Source organism: Thermaerobacter nagasakiensis (genome assembly GCF_055396825.1).
Genome location: NZ_AP043740.1, coordinates 1901928 through 1921806, shown reverse-complemented (window position 1 = coordinate 1921806; position 19879 = coordinate 1901928). Strand labels below are relative to the sequence as shown.

17 protein-coding genes and 1 pseudogene are annotated in these 19879 nt (G+C 74.4%); all 18 read right to left on the bottom strand.

Translation table 11 applies throughout. The features are described 5' to 3' along the window. Nucleotides 1–71: 71 nt before the first annotated feature. Nucleotides 72–491: pseudogene (gene spoIIAB, locus ACZ5T9_RS08175) on the bottom strand (anti-sigma F factor); the annotation flags it as partial. 71 nt (nt 492–562) lie between these two features. Then, nucleotides 563–916: an STAS domain-containing protein gene (locus ACZ5T9_RS08170; protein WP_006904805.1), complete on the bottom strand. Its 354-nt coding sequence runs from the start codon at nt 914–916 to the stop codon at nt 563–565. A gap of 116 nt (nt 917–1032) precedes the next feature. Further along, nucleotides 1033–2346 (bottom strand): D-alanyl-D-alanine carboxypeptidase family protein, encoded by a 1314-nt coding sequence (locus tag ACZ5T9_RS08165; protein ID WP_464832569.1) that lies wholly within the window; start codon nt 2344–2346, stop codon nt 1033–1035. A gap of 62 nt (nt 2347–2408) precedes the next feature. Beyond that, a complete protein-coding gene (gene selA, locus ACZ5T9_RS08160) occupies nt 2409–3839 on the bottom strand; it encodes an L-seryl-tRNA(Sec) selenium transferase (RefSeq protein ID WP_464832567.1) in 1431 nt (476 codons plus the stop codon). Further along, complete coding sequence (gene xerD / locus ACZ5T9_RS08155; RefSeq protein WP_464832566.1) at nt 3839–4804, bottom strand: site-specific tyrosine recombinase XerD; 966 nt, start codon at nt 4802–4804, stop codon at nt 3839–3841. Before xerD ends, selA begins: the two co-directional genes overlap by 1 nt. Nucleotides 4805–4866: 62 nt before the next feature. Then, nucleotides 4867–6021, bottom strand: a complete 1155-nt coding sequence (gene ald / locus ACZ5T9_RS08150) for an alanine dehydrogenase (RefSeq protein WP_006904801.1) — start codon at nt 6019–6021, stop codon at nt 4867–4869. A gap of 478 nt (nt 6022–6499) precedes the next feature. After that, a complete protein-coding gene (locus tag ACZ5T9_RS08145) occupies nt 6500–7207 on the bottom strand; it encodes a stage II sporulation protein M (RefSeq protein ID WP_006904800.1) in 708 nt (235 codons plus the stop codon). A 216-nt stretch (nt 7208–7423) separates the two neighbouring features. Further along, nucleotides 7424–7975 (bottom strand): NUDIX hydrolase, encoded by a 552-nt coding sequence (locus ACZ5T9_RS08140; protein WP_006904799.1) that lies wholly within the window; start codon nt 7973–7975, stop codon nt 7424–7426. Next, nucleotides 7926–9065, bottom strand: a complete 1140-nt coding sequence (locus tag ACZ5T9_RS08135; protein ID WP_006904798.1) for a DUF3866 family protein — start codon at nt 9063–9065, stop codon at nt 7926–7928. The genes ACZ5T9_RS08140 and ACZ5T9_RS08135 overlap by 50 nt, the downstream gene beginning before the upstream one ends. Before the next feature lie 269 nt (nt 9066–9334). Further along, the gene (locus tag ACZ5T9_RS08130) at nt 9335–10399 is read right to left on the bottom strand and encodes a hypothetical protein (protein WP_464832564.1); all 1065 of its coding nucleotides are present in this window, start codon (nt 10397–10399) and stop codon (nt 9335–9337) included. Nucleotides 10400–10546: 147 nt separating this feature from the next. After that, complete coding sequence (locus ACZ5T9_RS08125; RefSeq protein ID WP_006904796.1) at nt 10547–11623, bottom strand: Glu/Leu/Phe/Val dehydrogenase dimerization domain-containing protein; 1077 nt, start codon at nt 11621–11623, stop codon at nt 10547–10549. 25 nt (nt 11624–11648) lie between these two features. Continuing rightward, nucleotides 11649–12770, bottom strand: a complete 1122-nt coding sequence (locus ACZ5T9_RS08120) for a Leu/Phe/Val dehydrogenase (RefSeq protein WP_464832563.1) — start codon at nt 12768–12770, stop codon at nt 11649–11651. A gap of 245 nt (nt 12771–13015) precedes the next feature. After that, nucleotides 13016–14083 carry a hypothetical protein gene (locus tag ACZ5T9_RS08115; RefSeq protein ID WP_051009335.1) on the bottom strand — a complete coding sequence of 356 codons (1068 nt, stop codon included), beginning with the start codon at nt 14081–14083 and terminating at the stop codon, nt 13016–13018. Beyond that, the gene (locus ACZ5T9_RS08110; protein WP_006904793.1) at nt 14080–14820 is read right to left on the bottom strand and encodes a glycosyltransferase family 2 protein; all 741 of its coding nucleotides are present in this window, start codon (nt 14818–14820) and stop codon (nt 14080–14082) included. The genes ACZ5T9_RS08115 and ACZ5T9_RS08110 overlap by 4 nt, the downstream gene beginning before the upstream one ends. After that, nucleotides 14817–15686, bottom strand: coding sequence for a copper transporter (locus ACZ5T9_RS08105; RefSeq protein WP_464832562.1), 870 nt, complete (start codon nt 15684–15686; stop codon nt 14817–14819). The genes ACZ5T9_RS08110 and ACZ5T9_RS08105 overlap by 4 nt, the downstream gene beginning before the upstream one ends. Before the next feature lie 92 nt (nt 15687–15778). Continuing rightward, nucleotides 15779–16900 (bottom strand): putative cytokinetic ring protein SteA, encoded by a 1122-nt coding sequence (steA, locus tag ACZ5T9_RS08100; protein WP_006904791.1) that lies wholly within the window; start codon nt 16898–16900, stop codon nt 15779–15781. 174 nt (nt 16901–17074) lie between these two features. Continuing rightward, a complete protein-coding gene (gene spo0A, locus ACZ5T9_RS08095; protein WP_006904790.1) occupies nt 17075–17887 on the bottom strand; it encodes a sporulation transcription factor Spo0A in 813 nt (270 codons plus the stop codon). A gap of 17 nt (nt 17888–17904) precedes the next feature. After that, the gene (gene spoIVB, locus ACZ5T9_RS08090; protein WP_464832561.1) at nt 17905–19587 is read right to left on the bottom strand and encodes a SpoIVB peptidase; all 1683 of its coding nucleotides are present in this window, start codon (nt 19585–19587) and stop codon (nt 17905–17907) included. Nucleotides 19588–19879 lie beyond the last annotated feature (292 nt).

Here is a 19879-nt window from a genome sequence, read left to right as displayed (position 1 = left end):
GCGGGGCCGGGCCCGGCGACGGCCGGGCGGGCCGGCTCTCCGGGCGTCCCGCTGCCCTCCTGGGGCCGGGGCCGCTTGTACATGCGGACCGTGGTTCCGGCGCCGGGCACCGACTCCACGTCCACCTGGTCCATGAAGGCCTCCATGAACGCGAAGCCCATGCCCATGCGCTCGGGGTCGGTGGAGAAGGCGGGCTGGCGCGCCTGCTCGATGTCCGCAATGCCGCGGCCGCTGTCGGCCACCTCGACCCAGAGGCGGCGGCCGTCGTGCCCGGCGCGGACGGTCACCACGCCATGGTCGTGGCCGTAACCGTGGACGACGGCATTGGTCACCGCCTCGGAGACGGCCACCTTGATCTCTTCCAGCTCGCTCAAGGTGAAGGGCAGCTGGGCGGCGAAGGCGGCCACGGCCACCCGCGCCACCCCCACGTTTTCCGCCTGGCTGGACAGGCGCAGCTCCAGCCAGCGAGGTGCGGTGGCGCGGCGGGACATGGCCCGGCCCTCCTTCCCAGGCTGGGGTGCGGCGGCACGAGGCAAGGCATGCACGGGCTCGGCACGGCGACTCATCCCTGAACCACCCCCCGGCCCGCACCCAGCGCGGTGGGCTCGTCGTCGTAAAGGGGAATCCACTGCAGGATCCCCGCCATCTGCAGCACCGCCCGCACGTGGGGCGGTGCGCTGACCATGCTCACCCGGGCGCCGTCTTCCCGGGCCCGCCGGTACCGGCCCAGCAGGGCGCCCAGGCCGGAGCTGTCGATGAAGTGGACCTTCTGGAGGTTCACCACCAGATGGTCGTAGGCGCGCCGGCGGACGGCGCGCTCGATCTCCAGGCGGAAGACCTCGGCCCCATGCTCGTCGAAATCTCCCGCCAGCCGGGCGACGAGGGTGCGTCCCGTCCAGTCCAGCTGGACCTGCAACGCCAACGCCTCCTATCGCCCTCTCTCCCCGATTTCCCCGGACAACAGTTCGCCGCCGGGCCGGGGATCCCTGCCGGCGGCGGCTTGCCGGGGACGACGGATGGCAGGCGGCGGTCCTAGCGCATGGGCCAGGTCCAGCCGAAGAGGCGGGCCAGCAAGGTGGGCGGGCCGGCCCGTTCCACCGCCTGGGCGGCCACCACGGGGGCCGAGGCCAGCTCCCGCTGGCCGTCCCGGGCGACGATGCGCCCGACGCGCTGCCCCGGTGCCACCGGGGCCGGGACGGGCTCCGTCACCTCCAGGTCCCAGCGGACCCGGCCCCCCTCACCCCGGGGGACGGTGACCCCGAAGACCTCTTCCACCGTGACGGGCACCTTGAGCTGGCGCCCCTCGGCGACGCGCACCGCCCGCAGGGGCTGGCCGGGCCGGGCGACGGGCACCGAATCGAAGGAGGCAAAGGCCCAGTCCAGAAGGCGGCTGGCTTCCCGCCAGCGGGTGTTGCTGTCCGGCGCGCCCAGCACCACCACGATGAAGCGGTCGTCGCCCTTGCGGGCCGTGACCACCACCGACGGCCCCGACTCGTCGGTCAGGCCGGTCTTCAGGCCGTCGACCCCCTCGTACCAGGCCACCAGCTTGTTGGTGTTGGTCAGCCAGAACTCCCGGTCGGTCCCCTTGCGCAGCCAGTCCTCCCAGATGGAGGTGTAGTGCAGGATCTCCGGGTGGTGGTTGATCAGGTAGCGGCTCAGGAGGGCCACGTCCCGGGCGCTCATGCGGTTGCCCGGCTGGTCGGTCAGGCCGTGGGGGTCCACGAAGCGGGTGCGGGTCAGGCCCAGTTCGGCCGCCCGCTGGTTCATCCGCTGGACGAACCGGTCCACGTCGCCGCTGATGTACTCCGCCAGCGCCACGCAGGCGTCGTTGGCGGAAGCGACGGCCACGGCCTTGATCAGGTCTTCGACGGTGATCCGCTCGCCGGCCTCCAGAAAGGCCGTGCTCCCCGGCGTGCCCTGGGCGCGGGGGCTCACCGTCACCTGGTCCTGCAGGCGGATCTGGCCGGCATCGATGGCCTCCAGGGTGAGCAGGAGGGTCATGAGCTTGCTGATGCTGGCCGGATGGCGGGGCTCGTCGCCGTTCTTCTCCCAGAGGATCTGGCCGCTGGCGGGGTCCATGACCAGCAGGGCGGCGGACCGGGTTGGGAAGCCGGGACCTCCTGCCTCCCCGGCATTCCCCGCCGGTGGCCGCTCGCCCGGCCCGGGGGCCGGGGCCGCCGCCGCCGGGGCGGCCGGGGCGATGGCCAGCACGCTGCCGATCACCCCCGCCGTCACCGCCAGGGCGACGATGCCGCGCTTCCACCCTGCAAGCCCTTCTGGCCGTCGCTCCGGCCGTCGCTGCCCCCCGGATCGGCCCCCGCCGGGCCGCCGACGCGGCTCGGGCACCCCACATCCCTCCTCGCGGATCACGCCTTCGCTGGGAGGTAGGTTTTCCCGGGGCAGGCCCCCTATGCGCCCGGCCCCAGGCGATCCAGGGCAGCGACTACGGTGTCGACGAGCACCCGCTCGTCCCCGGGGAGCAGGGTGCGGGGGTCGAGCCACAGGACCTGGTCCTGGACCCGCGCAACCACCGGCGGCTCCCCCTGGCGCAGCGCCGCCGCCAGGGCGGCCGCGGGAAGACCGGGCGCTTCGATGCCCACCAGGGTGGTGGGCCAGGGGACCTCGGGCAGGCTCCCCCCACCGGCCTGGGACTCGCCGGCGGCCAGCCGGATGCGGGCCCGGGGGCCCAGGGCGCGGCGCAGGCGGGCCGCCAGCCGCCGGGCCGCTCGGGCCAGTTCCTCCGGCGACCGGGACAGCATGGCCAGCACCGGCACCTGGCGGCGGGCCGCTTCGGGGTCGAGGTAAAGGCGCAGGGTGGCTTCGAGGGCGGCCAGCACCAGCTTGTCGCAGCGCAGGGCCCGCATCAGCGGGTGCCGGCGCAGGCGGGCGATCAGGTCGGCCCGGCCGGCGATGATGCCCGCCTGGGGTCCTCCCAGCAGCTTGTCGCCGCTGAAGGTCACCAGATCGGCGCCCTGGGCCACGCTGTCCCGAACGGCCGGCTCGCTGGCCAGCCCTGCTGCCTCCGGCCCGGCGGGCGGGAGCAGCAGGCCGCTGCCCAGGTCGTCCACCACCGGCAGGGCGTGCCGCCGGCCCAGGGCCACCAGGTCGGACAGGGGGACGCTGGCGGTGAAGCCGATGATGCGGTAGTTGCTGGTGTGGACCCGCAGGAGCAGCGCCGTGTCGGGACCGATGGCGGCCTCGTAGTCCGACAGGCGGGTCTTGTTGGTGGTCCCCACCTCCACCAGCCGGGCACCGCTGGCGGCCAAAATCTCGGGGATGCGGAAGGAACCGCCGATCTCCACCAGCTGGCCGCGGGACACCACCACCTCCCGGCCGGAGGCGAGGGCCGCCAGCACCAGGAACACGGCCGCGGCGTTGTTGTTGACCACCAGGGCGTCTTCTGCGCCGGTCAGCCGCCGCAGCAGGTGGCGCACGTGCTCGAGCCGCGAGCCGCGGCCTCCCGACCCGGTATCGTATTCCAGGGTGGAGTAGCCGCCGGCCACGGCGGCCGCGGCCTCCACCGCCTCCCGGGCCAGGGGGGCCCGGCCCAGGTTGGTGTGCAGAACCACTCCGGTGGCGTTGATGACGGGCCGCAGCGAGGGGCGCGTCAAGGCTTGCAGCTGCCGGGCGGCAAGGGCCGCCAGCTCGTCCGCCGTGCGGGGTTCCTCTCCCTGCCGGCGGCGCCGGCGCTCGTCCTCGAGCACCTCCCGGACGACGGCCGTCGCCCAGCCTGCGGCAGGACCCGCGGCGGCCGCCCGCACGGCCGGGTGCCCCAGCAGGCGGTGCACCGCCGGGAGGCCGCGCAGGCCCTCCGCCGGACCGGACCGTCCGGATTCCATCACGTCCTTCCCCCTGCTCCGGACCCGGGACGGCCGCCGCCCGGCGCCATCCGGGGGTGGGCCCGGAGATAGGCTTCCAGCAGGTGGTGCCGTGTCAGATGGGTGTAGATCTGGGTGGTGGAGATGTCCGCGTGGCCCAGCAGTTCCTGCACGGCCCGCAGGTCGGCACCGCCCGCCAGCAGATGGGTCGCGAAGGAGTGGCGCAGGGTGTGGGGGCTCACGGCCCGGGGCACACCCGCCCGCCGGGCCGCCCGGCGCAAGAGGTGCCAGACCCACTGCCGGCTGAGGCGCCCGCCCCGCTGGTTGAGGAACAGCGCCCGCTGACCCGGGCGGCGGGCCAGGGCGGGCCGCCCCCGTGCCAGGTACTGGCGGGTGGCTTCCACCGCCGGCGCGGCCACGGGAACCACCCGCTCCTTGCCCCCCTTCCCCCGGCAGCGCAGGAGGCCGTGATCCAGAAGCAGGTCGTCCAGATCGAGGCCGACCAGTTCCGAGACCCGCAGGCCGGTGGCATAGAGCAGCTCGAGCACCGCCCGGTCCCGCAGGCCCGCCGGAGAAGCCGGTTGCGGCAGCTCCAGCACCCGTTCCACCTCGTCCACCGCCAGGACCCGGGGCAGGGGGCGGCCGCCGCGGGGCGTGGCCATGCCCTCGGCGGGATCGTGCTCCACCTTCCCCTCGCTGGCCAGGTAGCGGAAGAAGCCGCGCAGGGCCGCCAGCCGGCGGGCCGCCGTGGCCCGGGACCGCTCGGCCCGCTCGAGCTGGTGCAGGTAGGCCAGGATCAGCGGGCGGGTGACGCCCGCAGGCTCCACCTGCCGGGCGGCGGCGAAGGCGGCGAAGTCGGCCAGGTCCCGGCGGTATGCTGCCAGGGTGTGGGCGGCCAGGCCGCGTTCGACCCGCAGGATCTCCAGGTAGTCGGCCGTCGCTTCCTGCCAGGCCCGGGTCGCGGCGCTGTCCTCCTGTGCCGGCATGCCAGTGGCCTCCCCCCAGGTCCCGGTACGGGCGGCGCCACCCCGAGGCACCGGGCGCCGGCTCACCGCGTGCCCGCGGCGCCTGCTGCAGGTTCCAGGCCGGCTTCGGCCAGGGGGGTGTAGGGCAGCTGGTGGGCCTCCGCCACCGCCCGGTAGGTGAGGTGCCCCCGGTAGGTGTTCACCCCGCGGGCCAGGGCAGGATCCCGGCGTACGGCCTCCTCCACCCCCAGCCGGGCCAGGTCCAGGACGTAAGGCAGGGTGACGTTGGTCAGCGCCAGGGTAGACGTCCGGGGCACCGCCCCGGGCATGTTGGCCACGGCGTAGTGGACGACCCCGAACTTTTCGTACGTGGGGTGGTCGTGGGTGGTGACCCGGTCGATGGTGGCGATGGAACCGCCCTGGTCGACGGCCACGTCGATGATCACCGACCCCGGCTTCATGGACCGGACCATTTCCTCCGAAACCAGGCGCGGTGCCCGGGCCCCCGGGATCAGCACGGCCCCGATCAGCAGGTCGGCCCGCCGCACGGCCTGGGCCACGTTGTACTCGTTGGACATCAGGGTGGTGATGCGGCCGCCGTAGATGTCGTCAAACCAGCGCAGCACCTCCGCCCGGACGTCCAGCACGGTGACCCGGGCTCCCAGCCCCAGGGCGATGCGGGCGGCGTTGCGCCCCACGGTGCCGCCGCCGATGATCACCACGTCGGCCGGCGGCACGCCGGGCACCCCGCCCAGCAACACGCCCCGGCCGCCGTGCACCTTCTCGAGGAAGTGGGCCCCCACCTGCGGTGCCATGCGGCCGGCCACCTCGCTCATGGGGGTCAAAAGCGGCAGCGAGCCGTCGGGCCGCTGCACCGTCTCGTACGCGATGGCCGTCACGCCGCGGTCCAGCAGGGCCCGGGTCAGGGGCTCGTCCGCCGCCAGGTGCAGGTAGGTGAAGAGGGTCAGTCCGGGCCGGAAGAACCGGTATTCCTCGGGCAGGGGCTCCTTGACCTTGAGGATCAGGCTTGCATTCTCCCAAACCGCTTCGGGCTCGGGGGCCAGCCGGGCTCCGGCGCGGGCGTAGTCGTCGTCGGAGAAGCCGCTGCCCTCGCCCGCACCCCGTTCCACCCAGACCGTGTGGCCCTCCCGGACCAGGGCGTGGACGCCGGCCGGCGTCAGGGCCACCCGGTTCTCGTTGCTCTTGATTTCCCGCGGTACGCCAATCACGACGGGCATGCTGCTGCGCCTCCCGCTGGACCGGGTTTCCGGCCCGCCGCGCCCCTGTCCGGGCGGCGGCAGGAACCCGCCTTTGACCTGCGGACGAACCCGGCCCACCCGGCAGGGAAGCCGCCGGACCCGGCCAGGACCCTGCCCCGGGACCCTGCCCCCAGCGCCGGTGATCCCGCGGCCGGGCGGTCAGGCCCGTCCACGGCCTGACTGCGACGCGATGGTAGCACAGCCAGGTGCTGCCGGCAAGGTAAAGGCCGGCAGGCGGACCCGGCCCGCCTGCGGCGGGGTGAGGTCCACCCGGGCGATACCGGGCGGTGAAGGGGTGGCCGCTTGCCCGGCCGGACCGGGCCAGGGTGCAGCCGGCGTCTTCCCCTGACCCGCCCGCCGGGCAGGGGCCCCTCTCCGCGGGTGGCCAGGGGGCGCGGCAGGGCCGGGAGGCCGGCCTGCGGGCCGCTTGGGCGGGTCGCGAGGCCGGACGACGGGGTCAGAAGGCCAGGCGCTGGGCCAAGGCCAGCAGGCGGGGGGCTAGGTAAGCTTCCACGAGCCCGGAGCCGGTGGCCAGGACGACCGCCACCAGGCCAAGGGCCACATAGGGCGACCAGGGGGAATCCAGGGCCGGCAGGGCCCGGCGCCAGCGGCTGGCGGCCACCTGCACCGCCAGGCGGGTGGCGGCGGCGGCCACCACCAGGAGAGCAGGGACCTGCAACAGGTTGGGTGGGAAGATGCCGGCCAGGGCGATGACCAGGCCCCGCCATTGCCAGTGGGCGGCCAGGGCCCCGACGGCAAAGCCCAGGCTGTACCCGTGCAGGAAGAGCATGCCCAGGGTCACGGGCAGGCCGAGCACCAGGCAGCCCGCCCCCCAGGCCAGGACCACCTGGCGCAGGTTGCTGCCCGCCGCCTGCCACGGCAGGGAGGAACCCGGCCAGGCCCTGGCGGTCGGGCTGCCCCCTCCCGGCCCGGCAGGGCCGGGGGCGGCGCCGGCCCCCGACCCTCCGTCCGCGGGGCCTGCGGCCGCCGTCGCCAGCAGGTAGTCCAGGTACTGGCCTACCTGGGCCTGCTGCCCCGCGTCCAGCTGGGCCACGTGCAGGGCACCGGTGACGATGCCCACCACCAGGATCAGCGCCGCCAGGACCAGTGCCGCCTGGTGCTGCCGCAGGGTGAGGGCCAGAGCTCGGGGCAGGTACTGCAGCATGGGATGCCGCCCTCCCGCAGCCGGACGTCCCCGGCCGGTCCCTATCACCCTATGCGCCGGGCGTCCTGTCCATGTGACCCGGTCTGGCAGGCGGGAGGGCCCGGCTGGCGGGGGGCGGGGGGCCGGACCGGCCCGTAGCCTCGACGGCCCCCGGGACCTGGCCGGCCACGCCGGGCCGTCCCGCGCCGGAACGGCCGCTCCCGCCCATTTCGGCCCTCACGGCTGCTCCGGGGCGGATTCGGCCAGAAGGCCGCCCCGCTCCAGGAGCAGCAGGCCGATCAAGGTCTTGGCATCGGCGATCTCCCCGCGCTCTGCCATGGCGAGGGCCTCGGCCAGAGGCACCGCCCGGACCGCAATCTCCTCGTCGGGATCGGGGTGGCGGTGGCCCGGCTCCAGGTCCTGGGCCAGAAACAGCCACTTGTACTCGCTGCTGTACCCCGGCGAGGCGTAGAACCGGGCCAGCAGGCGCCAGGTCCGGGCGCGGAGGCCCGTCTCCTCTTCCAGCTCCCGCCGGGCTCCCGCCAGGGGGTCTTCCCCGGGTTCCCGGCGGCCGGCCGGCAGCTCCCAGAGTTCCTGCCCGGCGGGCAGGCGGTACTGCCGCACCAGGAGGACCTCCCGGCGCGCCGTCACGGCTGCCACCACCACGCTGCCCGGATGGTCGATCCAGTCCCGAAGGGCCTCCTGGCCGCCTTCCAGGCGGACCCGGCTGCGCCGCACCTCAAAGATCCTGCCGTTCCAGACGGTTTCCGTCTCCAGGGGTGTCTCCACAGGCCGCCTCCTCTCCTGGGTGGTGGGCGGGCCGGGCCGGACCGCCGCCCTCTCGCTGCCGTGCCAGCCAGGCGGCCAGGATCCCGGCCGCCAGCCCGGCGTGGAAGAAGGCGGGGTCCTGGCCGGGACCCCGGCCCATGCTGGTGACGCTGGCGCCCTGAGCCCGCCACCAGGCGGCGGCCGGCGCGGTGAAGACCTCGACCGGTGTCACGGCGGCCCCGGCCGCCAGCTGCCCCAGCCGGCGGGCGGCCTCCCGTGGCAGGGGCCGCGGGAGGGCAAGCCAGGCCGGAGCCGCCAGGACCCCCAAAACGCCCGCCGTGTGGTGGCTGAGGCCCCGGTGCCGCGGCCGGCGGTCGGCCTGGCTGAGCCGCGGGACCAGAACCGGTTGGCCGCCCAGGGCGGCGGCCAGACCCAGGATCCAGGCCTGGTCCAGCCCCGAATGGCCCAGGGTCTCCCCCGTCCCCAGGATGCCCGGCCCCATCCCCGCCACCACCAGGGCGGCTCCCCGTGCCCGGGCCACCAGCAGGGCGGAGGCCAGGTGCACGGCCTCGTCGTCCCCGCCGAAGGCCTGTCCGGCGGTGACCACCCGCGCCAGCCACCGCCGCTCCCGCAAATCCTCCAGCAGCCGGCTGAAAGCCGCCGGCAGGGCACCGCCGTCGGTCATGACGTAGACCGCGCCGCCCTGTCCTCCCGCCCACCGCCATCCCGCCAGCACGGCCGGCAGCTGGCTGTGCAACTCCGCGGCCACCACGGGCAAGCCACCCAGGCCGCCGGGAAGGGGGCCCAGCCGCTCTTCCGCGGCCTCCACCCGCACCTGCAGGGGGGTGTATCGCAGTTTCATGGCCTCGCCCGTGCCGGGCGGAGGGCGCCGCCCGGGAATGGCGATGACCAGGTCGTAGCCGCCCGTGCCCAGTCCCAGGTCCACCGCGGTGGTGTTGAGCCAGACCCGGTCGCCGGGCTCGGCCTTGCCGACCAGGTCGGGGAAGGCGATGGCCCGCCGCCATTCCTCGCCGGCCCGCACCAGGAGCTCCTGGCGCCTGGGCGTGGAGGCCAGTACCCGTTCCACCGTACCCCAGAGGGTGTGCAGCAAGGGCGCCGCTCCCTCCCTCCCCGTCCCGCCCAAAGACACGGCCCCGGGAGGGGTCCCGGAGCCGGGTGCGAGAGACCGGCGAGGTGGCGGGCTCCGGCCCGCGCCTGGTGCAGGGGCCGGACCGAGGCGGGCACCGGAAGGCCGGGAGGGGCTCTTGACTCCAGGTCGCGCCTCGTGCCGGCCGCCCGTGGCGCCCCAGGCCAGGTGCCACCACGGCGGGGCGCCTCCCGGCCCCGGCCCGGGGCCGGTCAGCCGGAGCCGCCATCCGGCTAGCGGTCCTCCCCTTGCTCTTCCTCCCCGCCCTGTTCCAGATGCAGCTCGGGGTCGCCGTCGTCCGCGTCCGCTGTGACCGCCGCCTCGGCGGTGGCCTCCAGGTTCAGGGGTTCATCGTCCCCTTCCCCGGCCGCCGGGAACGGGGGAGCGGCCTGCCCCGGGGTCCCCTGGTCCGCCGCATACCCGGCGGGCGCTTCTCCCTCGCCGCCGGGCTCCCCAGCTGCGGTCCCCCGGGCCGCTGCCCGTTCTGCGGCCATCTGGGCCCGCATCTGGCGCCCCAGCTCCAGCAGGCGGTAGACCGGCGACTGGCGTACCCGCCGGTCCCGCATCTCCAGCAACTGCTCATACACCTCAAGGAAGACCCGCGCCGCGGCCTCCACCACGCCGCCCGCCAGGGGGGCCGCCCCCGCCAGGTGGGTCGCCTCGCCCGTCCGGGCATTGGGCAGGGCATACAGGCCCACCAGCAGTTCCTGGCCGGCCAGGGTCAAAAGCTCGCAGTCCACCAGTTCCAGGTCCCGCTCGGGGGCCAGCAGCAGCGGGCGCAGGGCGTCCAGCACCGCCAGCAAGGCGGTGTGCGCCTGTTGCTTGCGCCGCGACCCGCCCGTGGCAGCGCCGTCCCAGCGGGCCGTTTCATCCCGGGGATCGCGGAAGGTGACCTCGATGCGGGTCTTGCCCGTCACCGCATCGGACTGGGTGACGAACCCGGCCAGCTCGGGCCGCACGGGCTCCCGCAGCGGCCCCAGGCCACGCACCTGGGCCACGCTGACCTTCTTGTGGTCGAGCCGCAGGCCGAACCGGGCCTGCAAGGCGCTTTCGATGTCGCGAACGATCTGCTTGGCGCTCCGGTCCACCGTGGCCAGCACGTGGACGGTCTGGATGGCGCCCCAATCGTTCACCGAGAGGCGGACCGCCAGGACGCCCGGCAGGCGCGAGAGCAGGTCTTCAATGTCGGAGCGGCGGACCGCCGGGCGGATCGCCGGCCCCCGCCCGACCCGGCTGGCCGGCCCGGGCCGGCCGCCGGCCGCCCGGGTTCCGCCGCGCGATGGTGGCTCTGCTGCCATCCCCACGTCTCCTCCCTGGGTCCCCGTCGCTTTCGCCGGGGAGGTGCCGCGTTCCTCCCGCCGGAGCCGGCCCCTCCGGAGTCGCAGGCCGGGGCCTGCCCGGTGCCTTCCCGGCAGCCGGCCCCGTCAAGGCGGCCGGAGCCCGGCTCAGCGCGGCCCGCGACCGGGCATGTGCAGCCGGCGCAGCCGGGCGATGGCGTGGATGCGCTGCTCCGCCAGCCGGTCGGCGGCTTCCGCCGTGGTGATGCCCTGTTCCCGGGCCATGGTGAGGATCGCCTTCACCTTGTCGTAGATGGTCGCCACCCGGGCGTAGGCCCGGTCCCGGTCGTAGCCGCCGGGGGTGTACTCGTCGGCCACGTGGATCACGCCGCCGCCGTTGATCACGTAATCGGGCGCGTAGAGGATGCCTCGCCGGGCCAGCTCTTCCCCGTGACGGGGTTCCGCCAGCTGGTTGTTGGCGGACCCGGCCACGATCCGGCAGCGCAAGCGGGGGATGGTCTGGTCGTTGAGGATGGCGCCCAGGGCGCAGGGGGCGAAGACGTCGCACTCCACGCCGTAGATGGCGTCGGGTTCCACCACCTCGGCGCCGAATTCGCGGGCGGCCTGCTGGGCGCGCTGGGGATCGATGTCCGTGACCACGAGCCGGGCGCCGGCCTCATGGAGAAGCCGGGCCAGGTGGTAGCCCACGTGGCCCATTCCCTGGATCGCCACCACCCGGCCCTGGAAGGATTCGTCGCCGAAGGCCTCTCCCAGGCAGGCCTTCATGCCCCGGAAGACCCCGTAGGCGGTGGCCGGCGAGGGGTCGCCCGAACGGCCGGGCAGGCCCACCACGTGCCGCGTCTCCATGGCCACGTAGGCCATGTCCTCGGTGCCCGTGCCCACGTCTTCCGCGGTAATGTACCGGCCGCCCAGGGACTCGACGAACTGGCCGAAGGCGCGGAACAGCATCTCCGACTTGTCCCGCCGGGGATCGCCGATGACGACGCTCTTGCCGCCGCCGAAGTTGAGCCCCATGGCCGCGTTCTTGTAGGTCATGCCGCGGGCCAGGCGCAGGGCGTCGACGATGGCCTCCTCCTCGCTGGCGTAGGGCCACATGCGGCAGCCGCCCAGGGCGGGACCCAAGGTGGTGTCGTGGATGGCGATGATCGCCTTGAGCCCCGTGGCCCGGTCGTAGCAGAACACCACCTGCTCGTGGCCCATGGTTTCCAGCTTGTCGAACACCAAGGCTCTCGCTCCTTTCCGGCCGGACTCAGCGGGGCGCCTCGCCGCCCGCCGGGGGCGGGCCGCCGGGCTCCGGGCCGTCCCCCGGCCGGTAGAACGTGCGCAGGGCAGCGGCCCCCGCCAGCCGCCGCCGGACCATCCATTCCGCGGCCTCCAGGGTGGTGATGGAGCGTTCCCGGGCGATCCGGAAGATGGCCCGCAGCATGGGGCCGATGGCAGCGGTCTTGCGCATGACCCGGTCCCGGTCGTAACCGTCCAGCTCGTCGGCCACCTGGATCAGGCCGCCCGCGTTGACCACGTAATCCGGCGCGTAGAGGATCTGCCGGTCCTGCAGGGCCGCCGCATGGCGCGGCTCGGCCAGCTGGTTGTTGGCCGCCCCCGCCACCACCCGGCAGCGAAGGCGGGGGATGGTCTGGTCGTTGATCACCCCGCCCAGGGCGCAAGGTGCGAAGACGTCGCAAGGCACGTCGTAGATGGCGCCGGGTTCCACCACCCGGGCACCATGCCGCCGCGCCACCGCCCGGGCCCGCTCCCCGTCGACGTCGGTGACGGTGACCTCCGCCCCCGCCTCGGCCAGCCGGCGCACCAGCTTGCCGCCGACCTTGCCGCAGCCCTGGACCGCGACACGACGCCCCCTCAGATCGCCGTCGCCGTATACCTCTTCCAGGCAGGCCCGGATGCCCACGAACACCCCGTACGCGGTGGTCTCCGAGCTGTCCCCGCTTCCTCCGTAGGCAGGCGGCAGGCCGACCAGGTACGGGGTTTCCCAGTGAGCGGCGACGAAGTCTTCGGGGTTCGTGCCGGCGTCGGTGCCGGTGATCACCAGCCCGCCCAGGGTCTGGACGAACCGGCCCAGCGCCCGGAACAGGGCCTCGCTCTTGTCCCGTCCCGGGTCGCCCCAGATGACCACCTTGGCGCCGCCGTAGTTCACCCCGGCCAGGGCGGATTTGGCGGTCATCCCCTGGCTCAGGCGCAGGGCGTCCTCCATCGCCTCCTCCTCGCCGGCATAGGGCCACATGCGGCAGCCGCCGAGGCCGGGGCCTAGCGTGGTATCGTGGACGGCCATGATCGCCCGCAACCCGGCCGCCGGGTCATAACAGAAGACCAGTTGCCGGTGGCCGCCAGCCGCCATGGCCTCGAAGACGGACACGCGCATCCCCCCGTGACGTCATCCCCCTGAGTGGTTCCCTCCCAGCATATGGGCCGGCATCCTGGGCCGGTGACCCGCGGTCCCGGGCTGCCGCCGCGGCAGGCGGCGGGCACGGCGGGCACAAGGAAGGGCCGTCCCGGGACGGGTACCCGCCGCCGTCCAGCGGCGCCGGGCTCGCGGTTCGGGACGGCCTCCAGGCCTCCGACCCCTTTCGTCAAGCGGCGCGTACCGTATCCCCAGCAAGATTACTCTTTCGGCCAGGAAGATCCTTGTGGGGTTGGGGACGAAAGGGACTGGGTGCCCAGCCGGTCGGCCCAGCGCAGGGGCGGCAGGGCGTCGATCAGGCGGCTGAGGGAATGGAATTCACCGGCCAGATGCAGAGCCGCCAGCCCCACCAGCATCCCGGCCTGGGTGCCGGCCGGCGCGAGGGCGGCCAGCGCCCAGCCCAGGGCAGCCCCCAGGGCGTTGCTGCCGGCGTCGCCCAGCATGGCCCGCTCGCCCAGGTCCAGGGGAAGGAGAACCAGGGCCGCCACGGCCACGGGCAACAGGACGAGGGCGGCGGCAGGCAGGGAAGCGGCCAGGGCCAGCCAGGCTGCAAAGAAGGCCTTGAGGGCCCGCCCCGGGCGCCGGTCCAGCAGGTTCATCCCGTTGGCGCTGGCCGCCACCAGGGCCGCCGCCAGCGCGCGCCCGGGCAGGTCCGGAGCCGGGGGCAGCAGGGTCCAGGCCAGCAGGGGGAGGATCAGCAGTTTGAGGCGCCCTCCCGTCAGGGCTTTGCCGGCGCCCAGGTGTCCTCGCCAGCCGCGCACCGGCTCATCCAGCAGGTCGTCCACCAGGCCGACCAGGGCGGTGGCGGCGACCAGGCCCAGCAGGGAGGGACCCGATGCCAGGAGGAGGGCCAGGGGGCCGGCGGGATCCGCCGCCATCTCCCCGGGGGCGGCGGCGGGCGCACTGCCGCCGGCGGCGGCCTCGCCCCGCCGTTCCGGGCCAGCGGGACCAGGGGACGAGGGGATGCCGCCGGGCGCAGGAACTCCTACCGAGGCGGCCGGCAGGGATGCGGAGGCGGGCAGGTCCGGGCCGGGCCGGGAACCGGGCGTCGCCGCCCACGCGGTGACGGCCGCGGCCACGGCCAGCGCAGCCAGGGGACCAGCCACCAGGGCTACCCCCAGCCCCGTTACCACCGGCCGGCCACGATAGTTGGGACGAACCAGCCCGGCCCGGGCCAGGCGCTCCAGGAGGGCCAGGGCCAGCACCGCGGTCCCCGCCGCAGCCGCCGGTACGGCCAGGATCCAGCCCAGCTCGGCGGGGGTCATCACGGGGCCGCCACCCCTCCCCGGCGCCGGGCTGCCGGGTGCTGCCAGGCGCAAGCCGCCAGGGTCCAGGCGATGTGCACCAGCTGGTGGCCACGGTGCAGGAAGCCGGCCAGGTCCATGCGGGTGACCCGGTGGGCGATGGGGACGGGCACCTCGACCACCGAGAGGCCGGCCCGCAGCGCCGCCAGGGTGAGGGCCACCTCGATGCCCCAGCCCCGAGGGAGGGGCTGGACCAGCTCGAGGAGGGTGCGGCGCAGGATGCGCTGGCCCGACAGGGGGGCCTCCAGCACCCGGCCGCCCAGACGGGCCAGCCCCCAGCGGGCCAGGCCTACGGCAGCCCCCAGGCCGTGGCGTCCGGGCCGCCGCGGCGGGGCGGCGATGAGCATGTCGGCCTGGCCCGCCAGGGCCCGTTCCACCAGCACGGCCAGGCGAGCAGCCGAGGGGCCCAGGTCGGCGTCGGCAAACAGCAGCCACGGCGCCCGGGTGCGGGCGGCTCCGGCCAGCAGGGCCTGGGCCTTGCCCCGGCGGCGCCCGAGCCGGAGGACCCGGGCGCCCGCCGCCGCGGCCCGGGCGACCGTGGAGTCGGTGGAGCCGTCGTCCACCACCCAGACGGTACCCACGGCAGGACAGCGGGCCAGGGCCTGAACCGTCTCCGCCACCGTGGTTTCTTCGTTGTAGGCGGGCACCACCGCTTCCACCGCCGGCTCCTGGCGCGCCAGCTCCGGGCGGGCCGTACTCACCGGCCCACCCCCAGACCCTCCAGCCGGTCCTGCTGGCCGGCCAGGGTGAGGATCAGGGTGACCCGGGCTGCGGCCGAGCCGGCTTCCACCAGCGGGACCCCGGCACCAGCGTACACGGCGGCCCGCTGGCCGCCGGGGGCCGCCAGGCCGGCCACGGTGAGCCCTTCCCCTTGCAGGGCTTCCAGCAAGGGCCCCAGGATGGCTTCCGGTTCGTGACCCGCCGCGTGCACGATGACCACCCCGTCCGGCCGGGCCGGCCCGTCGCCGGGGGCCGGTTGCCAGGTCAGGCCGCCCACGGCCGCCAGCCCGGCCACCCCTGCAGGTGGCTCGGCCTTCGGACCCTGGACCAGCGCTTCCGCCAGGGCGCCGGCTACACCCTGGACCAGGCGCTGCCGGCCCGCCCCCGGGGTACCCAGGGCAGCCGCCGCCACCTCGGGCCAGCGGCCGGCCAGCTGCGCCAGGCCGGGGTCGACCACCAGCCGGGCACCCGGGCGGGCCGCTGCAGCCTGGAGCAGTTGGGCCGCCTCCTGGGCCAGGGGCGCCTCGGCCTCGCCCAGCACCACCAGGGCGATCCTCCGGCCCGTGAGCCGGCCCTCCACCGCCAGGGAGGCCAGGGCCTGCTCGGCCTGACCGTAGCGGGCCAGCTCGCTGCTCAGGCGCCGGTTCTCGCTGCGCAGGAGGGCGGTGTCCCGGCGCAGGGCGGCGAAGTCCTCTTCCAGGGAACGGATGAGGGCCTGCTGGCGCTCCAGCAGGGTCCGGTCGTCCAGCATCCCCGCGCCGATGAAGATTCCCACGCCCAGGGCGAGGAACACGGCCATCAACGTGAGCAGGTGATATCGCAGTCCCAGGGGACCCGGTCGTCCCACGACGCTTCCTCCCTTGGTCAACGCGGCGGTCGACGCGCCATGCCGGCGCCAGATGCGGGCCGGGGCCCCGTCCCTTGGGGGCTTGTGGCCCCTCACCACCCCAGGGCCACCCGCGCCTGCAGCCAGACCAGTTCCAGCCAGGTGCGCAGCCAGGGGGAGACGGCCACCATGGCCGCGACGGGAACCAGGGCCGCCACCACCAGGTGGGCCAGGTGCCGGCCGGTCAGCCGCGAGCGGTAGATCCGGCTGACGCCCTTGGCATCCACCAGGTGGGTCCCCACCTTCAGCCGCACGAGCAGGGTGCTGGCCATTCCCTCCCGCCCCTTGTCCAGGAAGTCCACCAGGTTGGTGTGGGTGCCCACCGCCACCATCAGGTCGGCCCCCGCCTGGTAGGCCAGCAGCATGGCCGCGTCCTCGCTGGTTCCGGGCGCGGCGAAGCGCACGGCAGGGAGCCCCAGGGAACGAAGCCGCTCCGCCCCCGGGGCCCGCCCGTCGGGGTAGGCGTGGACCACCAGCTCCGCCCCGCAGCAGAGGGCCCGGTCGGAGACGCTGTCCATGTCGCCGATGATCAGGTCCGGGCGGTAGCCTTCCGCCAGCAGGGCGTCGGCGCCGCCGTCGATGCCGATCAGCACCGGCCGCACCTCTTCGATGTAGGGCCGGATGGCGGCCAGGTCTTCCCGGTAGGCTGGCCCCCGCGCCACCAGCAGCACCTGCCGCCCCTCGAGCCGGGTGCGCAGGGGCGGCAGTTCCCAGCGCTCCAGCACCAGGTCCCGCTCGCGGCGCGCCCGCTCCAGGGTGTTTTCCAGGAACCGCGCCAGCTCCAGGTCCAGGTTGGCCCGGGCCCGGGCCATGCGTTCCTCCACGTACCGGCGGGTCAGAGGTGTGCCGCGGCCCAGGTACCGGTCGCCGCACCAGACGGTGGCCTCCTCCACCCGCAGGGGGTCGCCGTCGCGGATGCTGTTCAAAAGGGCCTCCCCCAGGCCGTCCAGGACCGGAATGCCGGCCGCCAGCAGGACGGCGGCCCCGGTGGCGGGGTACCGGCCCGTCAGGGTTTCTTCGGCGTTGAGGACGGCACGGACACCGGCGTCCACCAGCGAGCGGGCGGCCACCTCGTCCATGTCCCGGTGGGCCACTACGGCGATGTCGCCCGGGCGGAGGCGCCGCACCAGCCGCTTGGTCCGCCGGTCGACCCGCGCCGGACCGGTCACCCGCATGGGATGCCCTCCCCGTACCGGTTCCGCCACTGAATATTTCCAAATCCACCGGCGGTTATCGCAGGCCTGGGGGGTGCCGGGAACGACGAGGGAAAGAAAAGGGCAGGGCCCCCGCCGGGAGGGGGTGCCCTGCCTTTCCTTGGCCGGCCGTGCTCTGGCGGGCTACTTGGCGGGCTACTTCATGTTCATCCGCAGGCGGTCCGCCACCATGGCGATGAATTCCGAATTGGTCGGCTTCCCCCGGTCGGCATGCACCGTATGTCCGAAGAGCCGGTTCACCACGTCCATGTTGCCGCGGTTCCACGCCACTTCGATGGCATGCCGGATCGCCCGCTCGACACGGCTGGGCGTGGTGTCGTACTTGACGGCGATGGAAGGATAGAGCTCCTTGGTCACGGCCCCGAGCAGCTCGACCCGGTGGACCACGCGCAGGATGGCCTCCCGGAGGTAAAGATACCCCTTGATGTGGGCCGGGATCCCGATCTGGTGGAGCAGGTTCGTCACTTCGACTTCCAGGTTGCGGTCCCGGGCCGGCGCAGGCGCCCGGCGTGCAGGCTGCCGCCCGGCTCCCGCGACCTGGCGGATGCGGTCCGCCAGGACGTCCAGGTCGAAGGGCTTCAAAACAAAATAGCTGGCACCCAGCTCCGCCACCCGCCGGCTGACGGACTCCTGCCCGAAGGCCGTCAGCATCACGACCTGGGGACGGCGTGGCAGCTCCATGGCCGCCAGGGTCTCCAGAACCCCGATGCCGTCCAGGTGGGGCATGATGACGTCCAGCAGGACCACATCGGGTGCGGAGGACTGGATCCGCTCCACCACGTCCTGGCCATCATGAGCGATGCCCACCAGTTCCATGTCCGGCTGCTGTTCCAGGTAGGTGGCCAGGAGCTCGCAAAACTCCCGGTTGTCATCGGCGATCAGGACGCGAATCGGCTCCGCCGGCAGGGCGGGCGCCGGCTGTGCCATAGCGGTTGCGGCCTGCACCATGCCTCCGTCTGCCTCCTTCAGGATCCCCGGGGTCCTTCATCGTGTTTGTCAGCCGCCCTGGCAACTCCTGCCGGAATGACAACAAAACTTGTCGACGAAATCCGACATGACACCGCGCCGGTTCGACTTAAAGCATGCGTTACGGATAACCTTCGCCGGGGTCCCGGGAGTTTGTGGGGCCAGGGCCCGCTTCCCCCCAGGCCGGCGGCCCCGGCCCCAAACGGCGGGTGGAATGAAAAGCCGGAAAGCCGGGACCCCTTGAGGGACCCCGGCCCCGGCGCCATCGCCAGGCCGTTCGGTACCGGTTCCTCCACCGCCCTGGCCGCGGGCACCGCGCCTGTCGCCGGTCCCCACCGCACCCCCGCGGGCACCGCCTGCGCGCCGCCCGGTGCCGGCAGCTCGCCCTGGGCGGTGAGGGCTGCAGCCGGCCCTGCCAGGCCGGCCGGCTCCAGCATTCGCTCCGCCAGCACCCCGTAGCCGCGGGTGGCATCGTTGACGAAGACATGGGTCACCGCCCCCACCAGGCGCCCGTCCTGGAGAATGGGGCTGCCGCTCATGCCCTGGACGATACCCCCCGTCCGGGCCAGCAGTTCGGGATCGGTCACCCGGATCACCAGGTCGCGGCCGTCTCCGGCGCCGGTGACCCGCTGGATCTCCACCTGGAAGGCCCGCGGCTGCTCCCCGTCCAGAACGGTCAAGATCTGGGCGGGCCCGGGATGGACCTCGCCGGCCGTGGCCACCGGGATCGGGTGGCGGACGGGTCCCGGGCGCGGTTCGGCCAGCAGCCGGCCGGCGATGCCGACGGGCGTGTTGCGGTCGATGGTTCCCAGGGCCGTGGCCCCGGGCGGCACCACGCCGATCTTCTCCCCCGGATCGCCCCGCCGTGACGGCTCGATGGCCGTGATCCGGGCGGGCAGGATCTGGCCGTCACCCACGGGCAGGGGGACCTGGGTTTCCGGGTCCGCCACCACGTGACCCAGGGCGGCGTAACGACCGGTGCCCGGATGGTAGAAAGTCAAGGTTCCCACCCCGGCCACCCGGTCGCGTACCCAGACGCCGATGGCAAAGCGTTGCTGGTCCCGGTTGTAAACCGGGTCGATGCGGCGGGTAAGCACCTGGTCCCCGCGCCGCACCTCCACCTCCACCGGTTCGCCCTGCCGGCCCGCCCGGTCGATCAGCCGGACGGCTTCGGCATCGCTGTCCACCGGTTCGCCGTTGATGCGGGTGATCAGATCCCCCGGTTTCAGCCCGGCCTGCCGTGCCGGCTCCGCCGTGCCGCCACCGTCCAGGGGCACCGGCGCGTAGTCCACCACCAGCACGCCACGGGCCTGCACCATCACGCCCACCGCCTGGCCCCCCGGAACCACCTCGACCCGGGGCACCACCTCCACGGTGACGGGCCGCAGGGGCATCCACCCGAAGAGGCTCATCTCCAGGCGGGCCACGCCGGGCCGCTGGGCCGCCAGCGACAGGGGAAGGCGGGTGGTGCCGCCGGTTCCCCCGCCCACGTCCAGCACACCGGGCGGTTCGGCCCGCACCGAGATGGGGATGGGAAGGCCAGGCCCGAGCTTCTGCACCGAATCCGGCGTGAGCCGGACGTGACCGGGAATCGCCACCTGCCAGCGGGCCAGCAGTACCAGGAGGAACGCGGCCGCCGCCGCGCCCCACACCCCGGCCCTCCGGACTCGCGCTGGGCGCAAGGGCATCCCCTCCTTTTCTGGAGGGACCCCGTCCCCGCGCGCGGCCGGGTCGTGCCCCGTGGCCTCCTGCCGGGACCTTCGCTGCATCCTGCTACGCCCGGGGGAAAGAGCGGGCGACGCAGGAAACGGCCGGTTGTTCCGCTTGTCAAGGAACGGCCGGCGGCTGCGGCGCTCCCCAAGGAGCAGGACGCCGCCCAGGGGTAGTGTCGGGCGAAGGGCACGGGCGGATGTTACGGAAAGGTTGCAAGGGGTGGAAGCCGGCGCCCCGGGCTACCACCCCCAGGCCGGGCCG